The organism is Corynebacterium gottingense (assembly GCF_003693265.1).
GTDB lineage: Bacteria > Actinomycetota > Actinomycetes > Mycobacteriales > Mycobacteriaceae > Corynebacterium > Corynebacterium gottingense.
This window is the reverse complement of sequence record NZ_RDRE01000010.1, coordinates 61,964-83,239: the sequence shown is the minus strand read 5'-3', so window position 1 is coordinate 83,239 and position 21,276 is coordinate 61,964. Positions and strand designations below refer to the sequence as shown.

The following is a 21,276-nucleotide window of genomic DNA, read 5'->3' as shown; positions in this document are numbered from 1 at the left end:
GGAGCACCATGCCACGCAAATACGATCTCTCAAAGGCGGCCGATCGACGCAGGTGGGCCCGCGATGTCCAAAAATCCCTTCAAAAGGATTGGGATCGGGCTGCGAGACAAAATCCTTTAAAAATCCCAATCGCAACAGAAGCGTACGAACCAACGGCATCCACGCCACAAGAAAGTCAAAGTTCTTTCCCCCTAGGAATAGTGCAAAACAACACCTATAACGGCCCAGTCGTACACGGCGATGGTGCTCAGGTTCAGTTTCATTCTGGAAATGACGGTAGGCTCCATCAGAACCAGAATCACGAAGTAACCCCGGGTTATGAAACTCTTGCGAACACACTGCAATGGATTCTTGAGACCGTCCCGAGTCTAAATCTAAGCACGTCCGATGCGGAAACGGTGGTAAACGAATCTCAACTTGTCCTGGCAGAGGCCACCAAGTCTTCCCCTGACCGTTCACGCATCTCCCGGGCTCTCGACCTCATCAAAGGAATTTTGTCACCATTCGCCTTGGGGCTTGAAGACGCAGTCAGCGATTCAACAAAAGAATTAGCAGGCGAGGCAATCAAATCGCTCACTCAAGCAGCCAGCGGGTTGCCATAACCTCATACACCCACCGGCCGCGATAGTTCTACACGTATTTCTCGCAAGCTTGACGTAAGTACTTTTCGCGATCAAACTTACGGAATGGGTACGCAAAGACATATTTTTGTTTCGACTGCGAATGCACCCACGTGCGGTCCGCTTCCGAAAGCTCTTGTCCATCCTTCAACCTCGCATCGGCATTGAGGATCTCCTTCGGAATGAGTCGCCCGTTCGCGTCGTAACGGTCCTCTTCGTCGTAGCGACGCATAACGGGAAACTGAGTGCGATAAATCATACAGAGTTCATCAGCGGTGATACCGAGAGAATGCGCCACGATTGCGTCAATCTCTATCTGTGCGAGCTGCCGATCCCAGGCATTCCGCAATGGGGTGTCGTAGGTCCACGTTTGACCGGTGATCTCCTTCCAAAGTGGTGCATAGGCCTCAGTGAGGCAGTTGAGTTCAAGGAACTTCTGCACAAGCAGTTCCTCCCACTTCCCGAACTCCGGCAGCGGTAGTGAGTCAATCGTGGGCCCATAGAGATTCGCAAGACCAGTAGCCCGCAACTGAAAATCTACGAGCAGCGAAGACAGAGATGCTCCAACAAGTACTGCGTTGGTTGCATTGGAGGGCGCGCCGCCGCTGTGAATACCATGCACATGCGCAGCTCCAGGAGGTATTATCACTGGGTAGAGAGTTCTAAAACCAGTAGTTGCCGCCATTGCTCGCCAAGCAATACGATAGAAGTTTCTAGCAACAACATGCTCGCCTTTGATTTCCCACGTTGGGTAGTCGGCGTCGTAGCTGGGCTGTGTGTCACGGTCTGGCTGATACGCAGTCGCCGGGATGAAGTCTGACGGCATTGCCTCAAGGTCTACTTCGGACCAGTCCTGGTTGTTCTTCAGCGTCGAGTTTGGTTGTTTGATCATCGGCGTCGAGACTCCGAGGTGTGGCCCTTGTAAGATCACATCTGTAAGATCACATCGTCCCAGGATTCCGGGTGTGCCCATCCTGTCTCGAAGTAGCCTTTCTTCTTGTCTGTCGTCTCGTTCCATCCGGAAGAGAAGTGGAGGCCAAGGGAACCAATACGCGGTTTATCAGCGAGCTTTGCCAGGACTTTGGCTGCTTCGGTGTTGACGGTGTAGACCATGCGGGTGTCGGCAACCGCGACGTCATCATCTTCGAGGATGGAGTGCCACGTTTTGAGCGCCGACATGTCGACGCGCTGAATGCGCTCGCGGTGGGGTCGAAGATCCCAGTTCCCATCATCGTCTTTGAACGAAGGCACTGGCCCTTCGCCGTTATGAACTAACGATTCTTCAACCGTCCTCGGGTGGTGTGCTCCACCACAGAACTGGAAGGAAATCTGTTGTTGCGATCCACTGTAGATTGAAACATCGAAGTTCTTTTCGTTGGCATCAATATCAAAAAGCCCAAGCTTGTTTGTGAAGTGCCAAAGTCGACGAAGACGCCGGTACGCGGCGTAGCGCAGAGACACAGCTTTGGACTCCGTGAGGTGACTCTTCGGATGGATAAGTGCGACTACACCATCCTCGCGCATATTCTCCCAAGTACGGTCCATAAAGCCGCGGTAGAAATCAGGCCTCTGGTCCTTCAGGTGCGGGAAGTTCGGGATGTTGCCCAGCACACCTGCCGTCGCAACCGTATCGCCGACGCCGTTGTACACAACCTCGGCGACTCGCGGGTGGTCGCTTAGCGCTTCCCTACGCGCGTTCTTTTCGGTCTGCTTCGGTTTGTGGGCGAGCTCGAACCAAGGGTCGATCTCCGCGTAGAGGCCGTCCAGGCTCACGTCCGGTCGCACCCACGGCGGGTTGCCCACCTGCAGGTCGAAGCCGCCGCGGGCAAAGACGGCGGCGAAGTCCAGGTCCCAGTGCAAGAAACCCTGCTCGTCGGCAACCTGGCGCACGGTGTGCAGCCAGGGGTGGAGCTCCAGGACCTTGTCCAGCGGCTTGGCGCCGGACAGGCTCAGGTTCATGTCCTCGTGGTGGTTCAGCTCTTCCCAGGTGTCCGCGTTAGCGATGACGGTTTGTGCTTCGTCGCGGGTTTGGGCCTCGATGCCGAGGAGGTCCTCGAGGGTTTCGAGGTACTCGTCGAAGGAGGGCAATTCCGTGTGGGCGTCGCCGTTGTCGTCGATGTAAATCTCGGTAAGCGGCCAGAAGGTCAGGGCGTTCCACGCATCGAGAGCGAAGCGTAGGCGTCGGTAAGCACCCTGCTCATTGTTCAAAAGGTCGCGCTCGATTTCTGCGCGGGTGACATTGCGCGAGGTGGGCTCGTGCTCGCGGCCCCACAGGGGGATGTCGCGGCGGATCTGCTGCTCCGCGATTTTCATACGGGTCAGGGCGAAGGCCCACAGGGTCTCCACGCGGGCGGCAAGGCGGGTGAGTTGCCTCTTTTGGGTGGGGCTGGGGTTGGTGAGCACGCTGCGTCGCCAAGCAGCGAGCGCCTTCTGCTCCTGGCCGGCGAGTTTCTTCAGATCCTTCGCGGCATACGCTGCGCCCCAGGTCTGGGAGGGCAGCAAGAAATGGTGGATGCGGCCGGCGGCGTGGGGGTCGCGGTGGCCGGCGTCGATAGCCTGTGCAAGGTTGGCCACGGACTCCCGGCGCGGCACTGCCGTAAGCCAGGCTTTCTTCTTCAGCTGGGAAGTTTCGTAGGTGGCGCGCAGAGCACCGATGAGCGAGTTGCCGCGGCGCAGGTGGAGGCCAAACCAGGGGGCGGTGAGCTCGCCGGTCATGGTGTCCAGCCACAGGGAGATCTCCGCGAGCTCCACCGCGGTGGGGTTCAAGTCCACGCCGTAGACCTGGTGCAGGGCAATATGCGCCTTGACCTTCTGCAGCTCGCGGGTGCGGTCCTCGGGTGGGACTTGGTCGCCCAGCTCCGCCTCGCGCAGCTTGAGGTAGCGCTCCGCAAGCTGGCGCACCGCCTCCACGGCGAAGGCACCGGAGCCCATGGCGGGCTCGCAGATGGTGAGGTTCAGGATGTCCTCGGCCGTGTCGATGCGGCCCTCCTCCTCGAGTACCTCGAGCGCCTGGCCGACGGTGAACTGGGTGAGTACTTCCGGGGTGTAGAAGGAGGCGGAGCGCTCGCGGTCGCGGCTGGACTGGCGGAAGACGAAGGAGCCGCGCTTGTGCTCGCGGCGTGCCGGGGCGTAGCCGCCCTCCGGCTGCTCGCGCATCTCCATGACAAAGCTGTCCTGCGGTACGGTGTTTGCCCGGCCGACAGGGAGGACCCAGGAGCCTTTCGACGCGTTGCCGCCCGGCGCGACCTCGTACAGGTCTTCCTGTGCGATGAAGCCGTGGTAGGACATGAGGCCCTCGTAGACCTGGCCCAGTTCGGTGACGCCGAGGGTGGCGTAGGAGATGAAGCCGCGGTCCCGGCCCGCCTTCTCCTTGGAGAGCAGCAGGCGCTGGAGGACCTGGGTGAGCGCCTCGTTGGACAGCTTCGTGCCGCTGAGCAGGGAGGTGGCCTCCGGCTTGAACAGGTCCGCCTCCAGGTTGCGGAAGGTCAGGCCCTCGTTCTGGGCGTCCTCGTCCGCGTTCTCCGTCTGCTCCGGGTGGTGGCCGTGGTTGACCTGGTCGAAGAGGACCTGCAGCGAATCATAGAGGTGGGTGCCGCGCCGGGCCTGCTCAGTAAGCGGGGGAGTCAGCGCGTAGTCGCGCAGTCGGTCCAGGCCGTAGCCGTCGACGTACTCCGCGGCGCCGGTGGGCAGGATCTGCAGTTCCGGCGACGCCTCGGCAAACAGGAGGAAGAGGATGCGGTACAGGTAGCGCAGGGACTGACGCGCCAGCTCGTTGCCGTCGACGTCCTCGAGCGGAAGGCCCTGGTCCTTGCGGCGAGCGAGCACGTCGTTGCCGATGAGCTCGATGGATTCACGCACGGCGTCGCGAAGATCCTCGGAGACCTTCACGGCGTGGTTGCGCGCTGCTTCGAGGACCTCGGCCCACCAGGTGGTGCCGTCGGCGGCGCGCTCCAGGTTCTCGCGCGCCAGGATCACCGCCGTGCGCTGCAGCTCGCCGCCTTGCTTTACCTCGTTGCGCTCCACCACCAACTGCACGTTCACACCCAGGTAGCGGCCCAACGCCCAGGTCTCGCGGTGCGCGAGCACAGCCCACGCGCCGGCGAGGACGACGATGAACTCCGGTGCATCGTCGGTGAGGAAGAGCTCGCCGACCAGCTTGGCCACCGGGAGGGGCTCGGGCTCGCGGTCCTTGCGCGTGATGCCGCCAACGACGGTGGTGGAGGTGATATCCTCCAAGTCCTCGATCGAGTCGGCGTTGAGCACGATCAGCGTGTCGTCGGCACCCGCCCAGCCCTGGTACGCCACGGTGTGGTTCGCGCGCTCGTAGGTGCGCGTGGTGGGGGCGCCGTAGCCGAGCGCGCGGCGCAGCGTGTGTTGGGCGGCGTCCTGATCGGCGGTGGCGTAGGCGTTCTGGAGCTCGCCGCGGGCCTTCTTGAAGCGCTCGGCGGGCGAGAGGCTGCCCGTCTCCTTCTCCAGGTCCTTCCACTCCTTCACGCGCGCCTTGACCGACTTGGTGAAGGACTCGCCCTTCGTCTCGTCGGTGGTGAAGAAGTGGTCGCTGATCCATTCATCAACGTTGATGAGTGAGTCGTAGGACGCCATCGGGGTCTCCTTACGCGGTGTGTGGTGACTGGGTGTTGGGCAGGGCTGGCAGAACCAGGACGAGGGGGCGGATGAGCTCTCGGTCCGGTGCGAGCGAGGCGATGAGCTGCTTCTCCTGCTGCAGCAGGTGCTGGGAGCGGCGCACGATGCGCGAGCTCAGGGCCGTCTGCGTGTCGTGTTTGGAGTGCTCCCAGTTCTCCGCGCGCTGCATCCAGTAGTCAATCCGCTCCTGGGCCTGCGTGCGCGCCGCCTGCATCATCGGGGTGAGCTGTCCGCGGGCGACGGTCACCGAGTCCGCGATGAGCTGCTGCGCGTTCTCCGGCAGCTCCAGGTCGCCGGTGTTGATCGCGTCGGCGGTGAGCCCCACGCCGTGCAGCCAGTCCACCGGGTTCAAGATGGTCTGCGGCAAAATCCCGTTGGCCACGGTGACGAAGGCGCGCGAGACCACCTGGCCGCGCTTGTTGGTCAGCGTGGCCATGAGCAGGACGGTGGGGAAGTCGAGCGTGCCTGCAGCGGCGCGGATGGCGGGGATCTGCCCGCCGGACAGGGAGGCGAGCGCGCGGTCCGCGGCCCAGTCCGTCACCGGGTGCAGCGGCCCGAGGAAGTGGGCGCGGGGCCAGGTGGAGCCGTCGTCGCCGGTGCGGGCGCGGCGCAGGAGGTCGTTGCCCAACTCGCGCGTGGTGGCCAGCTGGAAGGATTCGCGCACGCGCCGCTGCGCCAGGTAGTCCTGCGGCAGCACGTCCAAGCGGCGGCGCAGGTCCTCCGGGGGCGCGAGCTCCGCCACGCCGTTGGGGTGTTGGGCGAACGCCACGCCCTTGTTGGTCAGCGGCTTCTCCGGGGCGTTGTGGAAGGCGGCGTTCAGAGCATCCTGCAGGTACGCGATCTCCGAGGGGTACAGGCTCGTCGCCCCCGTGGAGGTCGGCGCGCCGGTGCCGGTGGGTTCCGGTGGTGCCGCGGGTGGGGTGGTGCGGTTGAGGCGGGCGAGGAGGGCGTCGATAAGCGACTGCTCATCCTGCGGCTCCTCCTCGGCGACAGTCTCGGCGCGCTTGACCACGTCGTCGAAACCCGCGCTGCCCTGCAGCACCTTGCGGATCACGTCCTCCTCGCCGCGGACCGTGTGCTTGCCCATGAGCGAGGCGACGTCGCCCAGCACCGCGTGGGCCTCGTGCTCGCGGTCAATGAGGCGGCGCAGCACGTGCAGCTCACCGACGCCCGCGCCTTCTGTGTCGAGGAGGAGGGCCGTGATCTGCGGCGGGTGGGTTTGCCCGTAGCGGTCGACGCGTCCGTTGCGCTGCTGGATGCGGATCAGCGACCACGGGATGTCATAGTGCACCAGGTCATGGCACAGCGTGTGCAGGTTCACGCCTTCCGACGCCACGTCACCCGTCACCAGGACGCGGAGCGGGGAGTCGGAGCGCTTGAACTCGTCCACCAGGCGCATCTGCTCCTGGTCCGACAGGCTGCCGTGCATGACCGCGATGGCGTCCTTGCCCAGGTTGAGGTCCTTGGACAGGTGCTCCTTGAGCCAGTGCAGGGTGGCGACGCGCTCGGAGAAGATGACCGCGCGGGTGGGGGAGCGCTTGCCCACGCCGATCTCCTGCAGGTAGTTGACCAGGGCGGCGTACTTGTTGGAGTTCTGGCGCGTGACCTTGGCGTTGAGCACTCGGAGGCGCTCGAGGGCGTCGCGCTGAGTCGTATCGTCCGCGGCGACGGATTTGAGGCGGGTGGTGATCGTCTCGTCCAGGGCCGCGGGCGAGGAGAGGAAGGACTTCACCAGCGTCCAGGGGAAGAGGCGATCCGTGTAGGTCTGGCCCTTCTTGTTCACCGCGTCCGGGATGGGGCTTTTCCCTTCCGGGTGAACCCAGGTGGTCTCGAGCTCGCGCGCCACCGCGTTCTCCTCCGCCGAGGCCTCCACCGGGATGTTGCGCGGCTCCGCGCGCTCCGCCCACTTCGGGCCCACCACGCTGGCCACCTCCTCGCTGTGGCGGTGGCGACGGATGACCAGGCGGTCCACGGCGTCCTTATCAATCTCCCCGTTGGGCCGCACCGCCGTGGGGTCCAACAAGCGCAGGATCTCCTTGAAGGACTCCGGGTCGCCGTTGTGCGGGGTTGCGGAGGCGAGCAGCAACGACTCCGTGGTGGGGGCGAGCGTCTTGGCCAGCTTGTTGTTATTCGTCCCGGCATTAGTGGCGTTGTGGATCTCATCCATCACCACCACGTCCCAGCGCACCTTCTCCAGGTTGATCAGGTGCTTTTCTGCCTTGAGCGTGTCCAGGGAGACGATGACGCGGGAGAAGTACGTGAACGGGTTGCGGCTGCCCGGCAGCTTCTGCTTGATCTGCTGGATACCCGCGGAGTCCAGGCGCACCAGCGGGATGGCAAAGCGCGTCCACATCTCCTGCTGGAACTGCTCCATGATGTGCTTCGGCGTGACCACCAGGATGCGCTCGCCGCGGCCACGCCGGATCAGCTCGGCCAGGATCATGCCGATCTCCAGCGTCTTGCCCAGGCCGACGGCGTCCGCGATGAGGATGCGGGGACGCAGGTTCTCATCCGACAGCGCTTTCTTCACCGCCGAGAGCTGGTAGTCCAACGGGTCCATGAGCATGTCCTCCGCCACCGACAGCTCGTCCTGGTACAGCGGGACCGGGGTCTGGCGCAGCGTGGTCTCCAGCCACAGGCGCGACGTGCGGTAGCCGGGGGAGTCGTCCGGGACGACGCGGACCCGCGCCGGGTCCACCACCTCCACGTAGTCGATGGCCGTGTAGAAGCTGGCGGTGGAGTCGCGCACGAAGTCCGACAGGCCGCGCACCGTGAGCAGGAAGCCGTCCACCGCCTGCGTGACCTTGGTGATCAGCCACAGCTCGTCGCGGACCCGGACCGTGAGGCCGGGGGCGAAGACGGGGGCGGGGGTTGGCTGGCCGGGGTGGTCGGCGTGGTCGCCGGTTTTGGGAGGGGCGGGAGTCATGCCGATCATGGTAGTTGGCTGTGAGGCGTGCGCTGCGTGGGTGGTGTTGGAGTGGGGTGGCGGGGGCGTCGATAAGCGGGCTCGAACTCTGAGTTCGATTTCCAACAATCGCACTCAAACCATAACTCAAAGTCGCATTCAGGATTGGTCTTTATCGCCGTGCGCTGCTTCTTTATGGTTTGTGTTTGAGTTATACTTTGAGTTCTGGTTTGAGTTATACTTTGCAAGGTGAGTCAGAATACCGTTCGCGAATACGTCGAAAAGCTGCGAGACATTGGCAACGATACCTACCGGATCGAAGCAAAGGATGCCTCCGGCGGTCTTCCGGAGAGCATTACTGAGACACTCTCCGCTTTCGGGAACATGCCGGAGGGCGGGGTGATCCTGCTTGGCGTGGCCGAGGACGGTGGCACCTTCCCGGTGACCGGCATTGCTGACCCCAAAACCATGGAGAGCCAATTGGCAAACAAGGCACGGCAGAAAATCGTGCCTCCCCTCCAACTCGGAGCGATAGAAACCGCGACTATCGAAGGCAAAACGGTACTCCAGTGCGTCGTGCCGCCCCAACCGTCGGACCGGAAGCCGTTTCGAGTTGGTAGAGGGGGCCCGGCCTACATCCGTAGCGGCGACGGCGATTACGAGCTTGACTCAAACGAAGAACTCTTCCTCGTCTCGCAGCGGGGCGTGCCCAAGCACGACCGCACCCCCGTCGAAGGCGCAAGCGTAGAACGTGATCTGGACCCGGAGCTTCTACAACAATATCTGGAGCGAGAACTCTCCCAATCGAAGCGACTCGCCCGTTTGCCCAGGCAAGAACAGCTCATCAAAACCAATGTCGTCGCGCCGGAAACGGGTGAGCCAACAGTTGCAGCGGTCTACGCACTGGGCGTCCACCCACAGCAATTCTTGCCGCTCACGGTGAAAGCGCATGTCACACGCAATCCGTCCGACCCCAAATCGGTCCGCATGCGCGATAAGCAAGAATTCACGGGGCCCGTCCCAGACCTGCTGGAGGCAGTAGTGGATTGGGTGACCGATCACCTGCAAACCAGTATCACGTTCTCGGACGGCCACGGCAAAGACGTTCCGGAGATTCCGATCTTGGCCATCCGCGAGATTGTTGCCAACGCGCTCGTCCACCGGGACCTCTCACCCGCCAGCTTGCTCGCGTACACCCAGGTGGTGAAGCAGCTGGACAAACTCATCGTGGTGAACCCTGGTGGGCTGTGGGGACTGACCGAGCGCGAGTTGGGCAACACCGGACCCCGCGCCAGAAATCCCGTGTTGTACCGCATGTGCACCGCGGTGAAGACATCCAGAGGAAACCGCGTTATTGAGGCAAGCGCAACAGGTATTCCCGCTGTACGCGAGGCGCTTCACGACGCCTTCCTGCCCGCCCCCTACTTCAAGGACCGCGTCATCGAATTCCAGGCGATCTTGACATCCCCAACGATGCTCTCCGAAGACGACGTCGCGTGGGCATCGCGCCTACCAGGCGGGGAGAGGTTCTCCACTGCGCAACGCCACGCGCTGATACGGATGCGCAACGGCGAAGAGCTCACCAACGCTTCTTACCGCGAGGAGTTCCCCATGGACTCGACTCGGGCACGGACTGAGCTGCAGCAGCTCGTGGAGTACGGCCTCGCCACTACTCGAGGACAAGCCGGAGGCACCGTATATTCCTTCCGGCACGACGCGGAAGACGACCTTGCGCGGAACCGCGCGGAGGGCAGCGCCACCACGCGACCGGAAGATTCGGATCCCGCGGTTCCAAATCGGAAGTATCTCCGCCTGGAAGAGAAGATCCAACTGATTCAGCACGTCCTGGAAAACGCGGGTCACCCCCTAAGCAAGCGGGAGATTGGTGAGCAGACTGGCATGAGCTACGGCCAAATGACTCCGGCGCTCAAACAAATGGCCAAAATTGGTGAGATTACGTTTACGGAGAAGTTCTGGAACGCGAAAAATCAGCGGTACGCACTCCCACACTGGCCAGCTTCGGGCTCAAGCTAGCTGGCGCGGGTCATGCCCCGAACCATAACTCAAAGTCGCATTCAGGATTGGTGTTTATCGCCGTGAGCTGCTGCTTTATGGTTTGCGTGTGAGTTATACTTTGAGTTCTGGTTTGAGTTCTGGTTTGGGCGGAAGACGCCGCGCAGCTTCGGGCTGAGCAGGAATGCCGTGATGGTAAGCACCAGAATCACCGAGATGACAAAGGCACCGTACGAGGAATCGTCGCGCGGCCACAGGTCGATCAGGCCCGGGATGGCCAGGGCGGTACCGACGATCGCCAGGTTGATGTTGAGCTGCTCGCGGCGATCCTGCGCCTGCTCCGCGCGCCTGCGCTTCACGTTATCCAGCGCCACGCGGATCGCATCGCCCTGCGTCTTGTAAATGTCCTTGCGCAGCTCCAGCTCGGACGCGACCTCGTGGAAATCGTCGCGCGTACCGGTCTCCTTGAGCATGTGATGCAGCACCGCCGTATCCACCGGCCGGCCGCTCACCGACTCGTACCAGAGGTAGTCGCGGAAGATGACAACTTCCGTCTGAATGTCCTCGAAGTCGCGCAAGCTGGAGCGCAAGATTTTCGACGCCAACTCCACGTCCTCGTCGTCCCACTCCGGCTTCCGGCGGACCGCTTCCAACTCCTCGGAGCCGAAGGACATGCGACGCATCTGCTTCGCCATCACGGACAGGTAGTTGTCCGCCCGGCGGACCAGGATGGCCAGGTCGACGAGGCGGGTGCCGGTGAGCATCCAGAAGTTGTTGTTGCGGTTCTCAATCGGCGAGCGGCGCACCACCGCCAGCCCGTTCTCATCAGAATGCACCGTCCAGTCCTGGAACTGCTGCACCCGCGACTCGTCCAGCGAGACCTGGTCCATCGCCGTGAGCTCCGGGCTGTAATCGTCGGCGCGTGTGGCCAAGAACCACGCCCACGCGTCGTGGCGCGTCCAGGTGCCTAAGCCCTCGCGGAGAGAGCTGCGCATGCGGCGGGGCAACGCGGGCTCGTCGCAGGCCGGGATCGCCGTGATCGTGGTGTACGGGCGTGTTGCCAGCGGGCGCCGGCGATCCCCCTTCACGTAGGCGGTGCCGCCGCGGCTGACCTGCAGCTGTGCGCCACCGAGGACCTCGTTGACCATCTCGAAGCACACCTCGAGGAGGTTGGTCTTCTGCGGCTCCTCGCCGGGACGCCCCACCTTGACCTTGCTGCGCGGGCGGTGCAACGACTTCGACACCGCCTCGAGCGCGTCGCCCGAGCAGTGCTCCGCAACCACGTGGAGCACCAGGAACTGGTTGCGGAACTCCCGCGCGTCTGTGTCTAGTGTGTCCGGTGTGTCCGGCGTGTCGGGTTGGTTGGCAGTATCGGCGTACTTGAGCTCCGGGCCCTGGTAGTCCAGGAGCTCGGCGCAGGTGAGGGTGACGGAGGCGAGGGGATTGGTGGCGTCGATAAGCGAAAAGCTCGAGTCCACGGGAGCCTGACGCGGATCCGCTGGCGGCTCCTTGCCGTTTTCCGGGGTGATGTCCGGCTGGAACAGGAAGCGGCGAGCCGAGACGCTCATGCCGTGGCGATTGCGCGAGGGAGCGAATTCCGACGCCCCGCCCTTCGCGTCCAGCGCGTCCGCGCCCATCGACTCATTGAGTGGGCTGCGGAAATGCACGTTCGCGCCGCGGTGGAAGACGCGCGGCGAATACCTCCAGGCCGGCTGATCCAGCTTCCGCTCCCGCTCCATGGTCTCCGGGTTGCGGTAGGTGCCGCGCTCCTCGTCGAACGCGGGGACCTGGATCGACTTGATGCCGCGGAAACGGCCCGGCGCCCAGCGGGTGAAATCGGCGCCGTCGAAGGCCCCCACCGGAAGCGGGACAATCACCGCGAAGTGCGCGAGGCGCCACTCCGGGAGCTCGTCCTTTGTGGCCTCGAAGTCCGCGGGCAGGTCAAACTTGGCGCCCTGCAAGTCGTAGGCCAGGTTTGTCTGGACGTCGTTAGCCTCATCGGGCGTGAGGTCCTCGGCGCGGCGGGAGGACGTGTGCTGGTCGCGCTGCTTTTGCGTGGGCGTGTCGTGCGTGGAGCGGGTCATGGCGCCTTCGGATTTCGGGGCTGGGGATGAGGTGCATGCGGACTGTCTGTGCGCTGACATAGTACGCCAGGCGAGGGGGATGCGCCGGGTGAAACGGGTGGGGGTAGTGCAGATTTCGTTGCCCTGAGCTGGAGTTTTACTGGCGTGGTGCGTGTAGGGCGCTGCCGGGGTAGACGTATTGGGCAATCCGTGCCATACTGCAGTGAGCAGGCCCCTTCGCCCACGGCTCACCCCCCCCGAAGCCGGAAGAGCGTTCAACACCCCCCCATTTAGAACGCGAGTGTGCGAGGGGGTTCTGCGTTGCCGTAGGGAGGATCGGTGGGGGTTGCGTATTCGGCGAGTATCGGCCCCGCCGGTCCAGACACCCCCTAGAAGGAGCTGGAGCCGCCCGAGCCGGAGAAGCCGGAGCTGAACCCCGAGTTCGTCCCGCCGGAGCTGGAGCTCGGGCGGTTGGTCGTGCTGTCCCACAGCGAGAGGGTGGCGTAGGTGTACACGCCCGGGTACGCGTAGTCCCGTTCCCACAGGCGCGGCGCGCGCGGATCCTTCACGCCCTTGCGCGCCGTGAACTGCTGCTTCTGCATGACGTCCATGAGGATGCGGTAGTCCGCAAGCAGGCGCACGAACGCGTCCATGAACGCGGGGTTCTCCGGATCTGTGGCTATCGCGTCGAGACGGTTCACGATGTCCTGCAGCCCCGCCTTCAGGTGGGAATCCTTCGCCTTCTTGCCGGCGTCGACGGCGTCGGCGCGCAGGGCGCGCAGGCGCTCCGCGCGCACATTGACGTCGCCCTGCTCCATGCGGAACAGGAGGTTGATGTTCTCCTCCGCCTGCTCAACGTCCTTGACGGTGGCGGCGGCGTCGTGAAGCTGCTCCCAGTTGGCCAGAGCGTCGCTGTCGGTGTCGACGGGGAGGTGCGCGACCGCGTCGTCGATGGCGAGGAACCGGTCGCGGATCTCCTCCCACTCCTGGCGCAGCTCGCCGTTGGCGAAGCGGGAGGACAGGGAGTGGGCGCGCAGGTCGAGTTCGGAGAGGCGGAGGGCGAGGGACGAGTGGGCGTCGATAAGCTTCTGGCGATCGAGGCGGGCCTCGGCGATCCGCTGCTTGCGACGCTCAATGCGCTTCACCGGCACGAAGCCGACCGCGAGGGCCGCGGCGAACAAGCCGAAGCCGGTGGGGATGGCGGTAAGGTAGCCGAGGAAGCTGGAGTCGTTCCGGCTGGCGACCTCTTCCGGGTCCATCGCGACGCGCGCGCCGTCCAGGAGGCCGCGCGGGATGTCGCCGGAGGCCAGGCCGTCTTTCATCGCCGCGAGCGAGCGGTCGAGGTGGTTGCCGCTGCGGAGCGCGAGCTGGCTAGCGACGTCTTTACCAGCGAAAATGAACTGGTGGCGCGTCTTCATCGCCGCGCCGACGAGGATGACGCCGTCCGCGAACGTGTCGTGGCCGATCTCGTCCGGGTAGGTGTCGCGCATGAAGTTCTCCACCGAATCGTTCACATTGTCCAGCGAATCGTCGAACACGATGAAGCGCAGCTGCTGCACCGTCGACGGGTGCGGGAGGTCATCGGCGCCGTCGAGCAGCCGCAGCTCCTCGTCCGGGGAGAGCAGGTCGTCCGGGTCGTCCACGAAGGCGGGCGGCGCCTCCGCGACCGTCTCCATCGGGTCCGGCGCCTCGGGCGCGCGCCACAGGGTGAACATGAGGATCGCCGGGAGCAGGCCGATCACCACCGCGACCAAGAGCGCTACTCGACGCGCACCCTTCGCCTTGAACTGACGGCTGAACTTGCGCTCCTCGTCCCACTCCGCGTTACGACGCTTACTCTCCGCAGTCTCCTGCAGCTGCCACCACTTGCCGCCGGGGACAGACTCGTACTCTCGGCTCACCATACGGGGATTATCACACGGATTGGGGCGGTGCGCTGGGGGTTTGGCGGGGGTTTGGTGGGGGGGGGTTGGTGGGGTGCTGGCGGGTGTTGGCGTGGTCTGCCCGCGCTTTGTCCGCAGATACCGTTACTAAGACACCGTTTTCGCGCTTCTAGAGCGCATTGTCGGGGTCTTAGTATCGGTATCTATTGCCGGGGCAGCACGCGTGGGGCGCGTGGGGCGGAGCTTGGAGGGAGACGGCCCGGCTCGGCAGGACATTCCCGCCCTTTGCCCGCAGATACCGATAGTAAGACACCGTTTTCGCGCTCCCAGAGCGCATCATCGGGGTCTTAGTATCGGTATCTATAGCCGGGGCAGCACGCGTGGGGCCCGTGGGGCGCGTGGGGCGGAGCTTTTGGCGGCACGAGAAAGGCCCGGCGTCCGTGTTCAAAACGTCGGGCCCTGCTTCGAAATTCTCCGGCCCTTAGCTTACAAAACACGAAGGGCGTTGCATACCCGTTTCAAACATTTGATTCGGTGCATAATTCTCATTCCTTAAAGAGCTTCACCAGCAAGGGAAGTTCCCTGGCACTACCGATAACCTGGACAAACGTGCACAACATGGTTGTAGTTCGAGGTAGATGGCATGTTTCAAAAATTGCATAGATAGTGCATATAAAGCAGGGCGCGAAAACGGCTCAAGGGGATTCCTAATTGTAACGACAGGAGAAGCTGAGCCGAGCGTGTGATGTGTGACGTAATTCACGCCAAGGGGGCGGGTATTGCGGCACAAACTCGGAATATAAATGGGACCGGAACGCGGAAACGCCGGCGAGTTGAGATGACTCGCCGGCGTTTAACGGACCGTTTAGATGTTGAGGGCGGAGCGGATCTGGTCGACGATCGAGTTGATCACGCCGCCGAGGTCGAAGACCAGGGCGCCAAACAGCGTGAGCAGGCCGATGAGGATGCCGCTCGCGAAGAGGCCGGCGGACTCGGCGGTGGAGGAGCCCTCGCTGGGGGAGGCGGTTTCGGTGACCGTGACGGTTTCGGTTGCAGTCGCCGTTGCCGTCGCCGGGGCCGGGGCCGCAGTGGTCGGCGCAGTCGTCGGTGCAGTGGTCGGCTCGGTGTTCGGGGCGGTCACCGTGGTGGTGACGGTGGTGGTCTCTGTAGCCGCCGGTGCCGCCGGCGAAGAGGTGGCAGCCGCAGAGGTGGCAGCCGCAGAGGTGGCAGCCGCAGAGGTGGCAGCCGCAGAGGTGGTCGCCGAAGGAGCCGTGGTCGTGGGCGACGGGGTCGGGGCGTCGGCCGCGCGGGCGGTCAGCCACTGGTCCGGGCCGATCGGGTGGTCCACGATGCGGACCTCGCCGATGTTGCCGAACCAGCCGTCGACCTTGTCGTTCTCCCAGGCGGAGGTGCCGAGGAGCCACTGGGCGCCTTCGCCGCCCATGCCGAGGGGGCCGTAGCCGTCGCGAAGAATGGGGGAGCCGTCGACGTACATGGTGACCGACTTGTCCTTCGGGTCATTGACCACGGCCACGTGCATCCACTCGCCCTTCGGGACCTCGTGGGTCCAGTTGGAGAAGCCCTCGCCGTTCTGGCCCCAGGCGTACCAGCGCAGCTCGCGGAGGCTGGACACGCCCAGCATCTGGATCGGGTCGCCGTCCTCGCTGTCGGGGTGGGCGACGGTGCCGGACTCGTCGCGGATGAGGGCGTTGGACCACTTGTTGTTGTCGGCGTTCCAGTCCTCGTCGAGCTTGAGGAAGGCCTCCATGGTGTAGCCGTTCTCAAACTGCATGTCGTTGATGTCGGCGCCGGTGGCGGTCTCAAACCAGGCGGTGGAGTGCTTGAACTTGGGGTCCTTCCAGCGCAGGGAGCCGCGGTCCGAGGAGAGGGGGTGCGTGTCTTCCGAGAAGGTCACGGCGTCCTCGCGGGCGCCGACGCGGTAGCGGACGCGGGTCATGTCGTTGCCGTTGGCCACATCGGGGATGACGGCACCCTTGGGGGCAGGGGAGGCGTCGTTAAGCATCTTGCCCTCGAACGTGGTCTGGCCGGGGCGCCAGTGGACGGCAGTGCCATCGACGTGGACGTAATCCTGGTCGTTGCGGGGCTTGTCCTGCTCGGTGACCTCGTAGGGCTGGAAGCCGTCGGCGACGGTGGTGCGGAGGAGCTCGGCGTAGTCGGGGTCGTTCTCATCGCCCTTGGTGAAGTCGGGGGCGAAGGACTTGAAGCGCTCGGCGAAGTTGAGGTCGATGGAGTAGGAGTCGCCCTCGCCCTCGGGGAGGAGGTGGTCGAAGCTGGTGAGCTTCGCGTGCTCCTTGTCCTTGACCCACGGCGAGTAGGCCGTCATGTCGAGCGTATTGTTGGTCAGGTCGAACTGGAGCTGGCCCATCAGGCCGTTGCCGCCCAGGTAGGCCATCTGGTAGTCCTGCAGGATGTTGATGACGTCGTGGCCGGCGTCGTTCTTCTCCACGTGGTAGCCCGCGCCGTGGTGGTGGCCCGCGATGGTGAGGAAGATCTGGTCATTCTTGCGGATCAGCTTGTCCCAGAGGTGCTCGCCGTACTCCTTGGTGAAGTAGGTGGAGCCGTCGCCGTTGATACCGGAAATCTCGTGAGCGGTGAGGATGACGGGGAGGTTCGGGTGCTCGTCGATGACCTGCTGGGCCCAGTCGAGGGTGTCGTCAGGCGCGCGGAAACCCAGCGCGAGCAGGAGGTACTGCTGTCCCTCGGCCTCGAAGATGTGGTACTCGGAATCCGTCTTCTGGCCCGGGAAGCCGTAGCCGTCGCCGCCGTCGTGGATGCCCGTGGACTGGTGGCGGGCCTGGAAGGTGGCGTTCTGCTTCGCGCGCTCCTCCGGGAAGTACTCCTCGAACGCGGACGGACCGTCCTCGCCGTCGAACATGAAGTAGTCGTGGTTGCCCGGCAGGATGGAGTAGTTGAGGTGCGCGTCCTCCAGCGGTTTCATCGCCTCCGAGCTGATGTCCCAGGAGTTGCGGACGTTGGCCTGGTCGACGACATCACCAAGATGCGCCACGAACTGGGTGTTCAGGTCCTCGTGGTGCTTTGCCAGGAACTCGGTCTGCACGTCGAACGGGTTCGAGCCGTAGCGGGTGCCAAAGATGTCGCCGGCGTCCTTGTCGCCGTAGCGGGCGTAGAACTGGGTGTCCGGAAGCACGCCGAGGGTGAAGCGGGAAGCGAGGTCGGCGCCGGCTTCGGCGGCATTCGCAGTGGGGAGCGGGAGCTGCGTCATCGGGGTGAGCAGGGCAAGCGCGGTGACGGCCGCGATGTGAGTGTGCATGGGGGATCCTTTGCGGTGTGTGACTGACGGGATTGCTTTGGTGGGTGAAATCCACACTCAAACGTAGCGCTGCCAGGTTGCGTTACGGTGAAATTGAGGTGAAGGCTGGGAGTTGGAGAGGGAGGTCCAATGTGCGGGGGCGGGCGGAATAGGGGATACAGTGGACCCGCACAACCGAGCCCAGCAGGAGGACCGCATGCCCACACCGAAGACGCTGCAAATGTTCATGATGGACGGGACGCCGGACGGGCCGATTAAGGCGTCGATTGCGAATTGGGTGGGCCGCGTCTACTCGATCCCGCGCACGGAGATCAATTCGGCGAAGCTGAAGCAGCGGCCGGACCTCAACCAGCCCGCGGTGTACTTCCTGGTGGGCACGAACCCGGACACGGATCAGCCGAAGATCTACATCGGGCAGGCCACGCGCAGGCAGAACGGCATGGCGTTCGCGCGCGCCGCCGAGCACACCCGCAGCGACGACAAGGACTTCTTCAACCGCATCATCTACCTCGTGGTGGTGGACAACTCGTGGGGACCGACCGAGATCACGTTCCTGGAAAACGCCTTCCACCAGCGCGCCGTCAGCGCGGGCCGGTACGAGGTGGCGAACGGGAATACGCCGTCGCCGGGCAACGTGACCGAGGAGGTGCAGGCGGTGCTCGACGAGTTCATCGAGAACACCAACCTGATCATCAGCGCCCTCGGCATCACAGCGTTCCAGCCCGTCGCCTCGGAGGCAACCCGGCGCGGGCAGGCGGCGGTGCCGCAGGAGCACGCGCCGAGCAGTGCTGACGACGAGCCCGTGTTCGAGCTGGCCAGCTACGACCGCTCCATCCACGCGCTCGGGCAACGCACGCCGGGCGGGTTCGTGGTGTTCAGCGGAGCCAAGCTGCGCGAGGACCTCACGGCGAGCGCCCCGAAGGCCATCACCGCCAACCGCGAGCGGTACGCGGACAGCATGGACAACTTCCGCCTGACCAAGGACGTGGAGTTCTCCAGCCCAAGCTCGGCCGCCAGCTTTGTGCGCGGCGCGGCCACCAACGGGCGCACCGCCTGGCACCTGGCGGAGAACGCAAACGTCAGCCTCGCGGACTGGGAGGACCGCGAGACTGATGAGGTGGAGGCGGAAGGGATGGGGGACGGAGGGGCGTCGATAAGCGGCTAGAACATGCCCCAAATGGACACGGCGAGGATGAGCGAGCCCATGACCAGGAGGAAGATGGTGTCCGGGCGGCGGGCGTAGTGCCTGAACGCGGTGGCTTTGAACGCGAGGAGCGCGGGCAGGATGTAGAGGAGGAACGCGACGAAGACGCCGCCGACGACGGAGATCATGTCCAGGACCGACGGGGTGAGCACCGCGACGAGCACGGCCGTGACGAAGACGAAGACGTTGACCACGCGGCGGATCGAGCGCGGGGTGAGTGTGGCCGCCGTGCGCGGGGCCGCGACGCGGATAAGGTAGCCGGTGCCTTCCTCGGTGCCGAGGAGGTGGCCGAAGTAGGACGTGATGATCGCGCAGATGGCGATGAGCGGGCTCACCCACGCGAGGAACGGCGTGTGCGTCTCGTTGGCCAGGTAGGACAGGACCGGGACGTTTTGCTCGTTCGCGGCGTCCATGCCGTCGGCGCCGAGCGCGAGCGCGCACGACCAGACGAAGAACATGGTGAAGAGGACGAGCATCGCGGCCGTGACCAGCTCGATCTTGGAGACGGCGCGCTCGGTCGCGGCGACGTCGCCACCCGTGCGCTTCTGCATGTCCAGCGCGAACTGCGACACCGCCGCGATGTGGCTAAATGAGAACACCAGCACCGGCATGATCAGCAGCACCGCCTGCCACATCGGCGTCTGCGACTCGTAGGCGCGGAAGCTGGCGACATCCCACCGCGGAATCAGGTAGATCGACACCGCCGCGAGCGCGAAAATCAGCGGGTAGACCAGCGCATTTGCCAGCCACAGGGTCACCTTCATGCCCAGCGCGTAGGCGCCCGTGAGCACGCCGACGCATACGGTGGCCAGGAGCCAGCGGTTGATTTCGGGGCCATGGAGCTGATTAACGACGAAGCTGTCAACCGTATTCGTGATCGAAATGGCATAGATGAGCACCACCGGATAGATGCCCAGCCAGTACATGAGCGCGCTAACCAGGCCCCGCTTGCGGCCGGTCAGCGCGGTGACGACCTGGAGCACGTCCAGGCCTTTCGACGGCGACGCTGCCACGATCCGGGCGTACGCGCGGTGCGAGAGGAACACCATCGGCCCGATGATCAGCGTGGCGATCACCAGCGGCCAGAACCCGAAGCTGCCCGCGTTGATGGGCAGGAACAGGATGCCGGCGCCGACGCCGGTGCCGAACAGGGCGATCACCCAGGAGAAGAAGTTGCCGTCCGGGGCCTTGGAGCGCCGCTGCTCGCGGATCTGCTCTTTGTCCGCCTCGGTGAGGTGGTCGGCGTCGAACTGCGCGCGGCCGAGCTCGAGGTGCTCGTCGCTGTACTGCTCGGGCAGGTCGGCGTAGGGGACGGGATGGGTGGTGTCTTGCTTATGTGAAGTGGTCATAGTTCCACGCTTTCAATGTCGTAGCTCACAAGGGTAGCACGGGGGTCGTACCCACTTTCGACGCCAAACCGAGTTGGTACGCTGATGTCCGGGGAGGGGACATGGAAAGAGCAATGCTTGTGACGCACCTGATCCGGCCGGGGGAGAGCGACGCGCTCGCGTGCCGGAAGCTGTCCGCGACGCGGTACGTGGCCGAGCAGGACTGGCGCGGCCTCAAGGCCTATGAGCAGGAGTTTCTGCGCGCGTACGCGATCGGGGTCGGCGCACAAAAGGCGGTGGTGGTGGGCCGCTCGGCCGCCGTCATCATGGGCCTATGGACGCTGCCCGCGAAGCACTCGCCGGTAATGCTGGCCAACCCGCGCCACTCGCCGCCGCCGAAGAAGCAGTGGCCCGAGGGGGTGCAGTACCGGGAGATGCGGATCCCGGAGGTTGACCGGGCTTCCATCTCGCTTCTCGACGGCGACACCGTCCTCCTCACCACCCCCGTCCGCACCGCCGTCGACGTCGCCCGGCTCCACGGGGTGCGCCACGGCGTCGTCGCGATGGACTCGTTCCTCCACCAGTTCCGCCCCGGCGCGCGGGCGGAGCTCGAGGCGACGGTGCGCCGCCTGGCCAGGAAGAAGGGCATCGCACACGCGCGGACGGCGCTGGCCTGGAGCTCATCCCTGTCGCAGTCGCCGTACGAGTCGCTCCTGCGCGTCATCCTGCGCGAGCGCGGCATCGAGGCGCAGGAGCAGCTGTGGATCGGACCGTACGTGCGGCCTGACCTGTTGTGGGACCAACTGGTCATCGAGGTCGACGGCGACGTGAAGTTTGCCGAGGACGGGCAGACCGCCGCCCTGGAGCAGGCGCAGCGGGAGAACTGGATCCGGGTGCAGGGTTACGAGGTTGCCAGGCTCACACCGCGGCAGATCCTGCGCGACGAGGACTGGTGCATCCGCCACATCCTCGACCTCAAGGCGCGCTCGGAGCACCTCGGGCCGCCGCGGGTGCCGGCGACGCAGTGGCGGCCCGGCCACGGGGAGCACTGGCGGCGGTAGGCGGGCCGGGGGTTTGGCGCTGCGGTTGGGGCTGGTGGGGCTTTTGGGGCTGGTGGGGCTGGAGTCCGGGCCTTTGCGGATACCGGGCGGCCACCGCCCAGCTAGATACCGATAGTAAGACACCGATAATGCGCTCCAGGGGGGCGAAAACGGGGTCTTACTATCGGTATCTGTGGTTTTGGGGCGGGTCGGGGTGGTTTTGGGACGGGTCGGGGCTGTTTTGAGGGCGGTCGGGGCGGCGAAACGCGGGGCCGGCGCCCCCC

At 64.5% G+C, this 21,276-nt stretch carries 11 protein-coding genes; 4 read left to right on the top strand and 7 right to left on the bottom strand.

What is annotated here, in order from left to right; genetic code table 11:
- Positions 1 to 8 precede the first annotated feature (8 nt).
- Positions 9 to 602, top strand: a complete 594-nt coding sequence (locus EAW56_RS12580) for a hypothetical protein (RefSeq protein WP_147453266.1) — start codon at positions 9 to 11, stop codon at positions 600 to 602.
- A 28-nt stretch (positions 603 to 630) separates the two neighbouring features.
- Here EAW56_RS12580 and EAW56_RS13170 read toward each other — a convergent pair whose 3' ends face one another.
- The 3 genes from EAW56_RS13170 to EAW56_RS07750 are packed head-to-tail and all read right to left on the bottom strand — an operon-like array spanning position 631 to position 8,190.
- Positions 631 to 1,512 carry a type II restriction endonuclease subunit M gene (locus EAW56_RS13170; RefSeq protein WP_341867418.1) on the bottom strand — a complete coding sequence of 294 codons (882 nt, stop codon included), beginning with the start codon at positions 1,510 to 1,512 and terminating at the stop codon, positions 631 to 633.
- A gap of 35 nt (positions 1,513 to 1,547) precedes the next feature.
- On the bottom strand, positions 1,548 to 5,222 hold the full coding sequence (locus EAW56_RS07755) for an Eco57I restriction-modification methylase domain-containing protein (RefSeq protein WP_341867417.1): 3,675 nt from the start codon (positions 5,220 to 5,222) through the stop codon (positions 1,548 to 1,550).
- Positions 5,223 to 5,232: 10 nt separating this feature from the next.
- Positions 5,233 to 8,190 (bottom strand): DEAD/DEAH box helicase, encoded by a 2,958-nt coding sequence (locus tag EAW56_RS07750; protein WP_122085993.1) that lies wholly within the window; start codon positions 8,188 to 8,190, stop codon positions 5,233 to 5,235.
- 228 nt (positions 8,191 to 8,418) lie between these two features.
- Here EAW56_RS07750 and EAW56_RS07745 point away from each other — a divergent pair, with 228 nt between their 5' ends.
- Positions 8,419 to 10,203 (top strand): ATP-binding protein, encoded by a 1,785-nt coding sequence (locus tag EAW56_RS07745; RefSeq protein WP_244213386.1) that lies wholly within the window; start codon positions 8,419 to 8,421, stop codon positions 10,201 to 10,203.
- A 41-nt stretch (positions 10,204 to 10,244) separates the two neighbouring features.
- Here EAW56_RS07745 and EAW56_RS07740 read toward each other — a convergent pair whose 3' ends face one another.
- The 3 genes from EAW56_RS07740 to EAW56_RS07730 all read right to left on the bottom strand — a co-directional run bounded on the left by EAW56_RS07740 (position 10,245) and on the right by EAW56_RS07730 (position 17,420).
- On the bottom strand, positions 10,245 to 12,266 hold the full coding sequence (locus EAW56_RS07740; protein WP_122085992.1) for a hypothetical protein: 2,022 nt from the start codon (positions 12,264 to 12,266) through the stop codon (positions 10,245 to 10,247).
- A gap of 368 nt (positions 12,267 to 12,634) precedes the next feature.
- Positions 12,635 to 14,149, bottom strand: a complete 1,515-nt coding sequence (locus EAW56_RS07735; protein ID WP_122085990.1) for a DUF5129 domain-containing protein — start codon at positions 14,147 to 14,149, stop codon at positions 12,635 to 12,637.
- A gap of 844 nt (positions 14,150 to 14,993) precedes the next feature.
- Positions 14,994 to 17,420: a LamG-like jellyroll fold domain-containing protein gene (locus tag EAW56_RS07730; protein ID WP_122085989.1), complete on the bottom strand. Its 2,427-nt coding sequence runs from the start codon at positions 17,418 to 17,420 to the stop codon at positions 14,994 to 14,996.
- Between the two features lie 196 nt (positions 17,421 to 17,616).
- On the opposite strand from EAW56_RS07730, the gene EAW56_RS07725 reads away from it, so the two are divergent.
- The gene (locus EAW56_RS07725; protein WP_133065252.1) at positions 17,617 to 18,585 is read left to right on the top strand and encodes a GIY-YIG nuclease family protein; all 969 of its coding nucleotides are present in this window, start codon (positions 17,617 to 17,619) and stop codon (positions 18,583 to 18,585) included.
- Here EAW56_RS07725 and EAW56_RS07720 read toward each other — a convergent pair.
- The gene (locus EAW56_RS07720) at positions 18,582 to 19,973 is read right to left on the bottom strand and encodes an SLC5/6 family protein (RefSeq protein ID WP_122085987.1); all 1,392 of its coding nucleotides are present in this window, start codon (positions 19,971 to 19,973) and stop codon (positions 18,582 to 18,584) included. The two genes, EAW56_RS07725 and EAW56_RS07720, sit on opposite strands and share 4 nt — an antisense overlap.
- Before the next feature lie 113 nt (positions 19,974 to 20,086).
- Between EAW56_RS07720 and EAW56_RS07715 the strand changes: the two genes are divergently transcribed.
- Entirely contained in the window at positions 20,087 to 21,013 is a 927-nt protein-coding gene (locus EAW56_RS07715) for an endonuclease domain-containing protein (protein WP_122085985.1), read from the top strand.
- Positions 21,014 to 21,276: the final 263 nt, after the last annotated feature.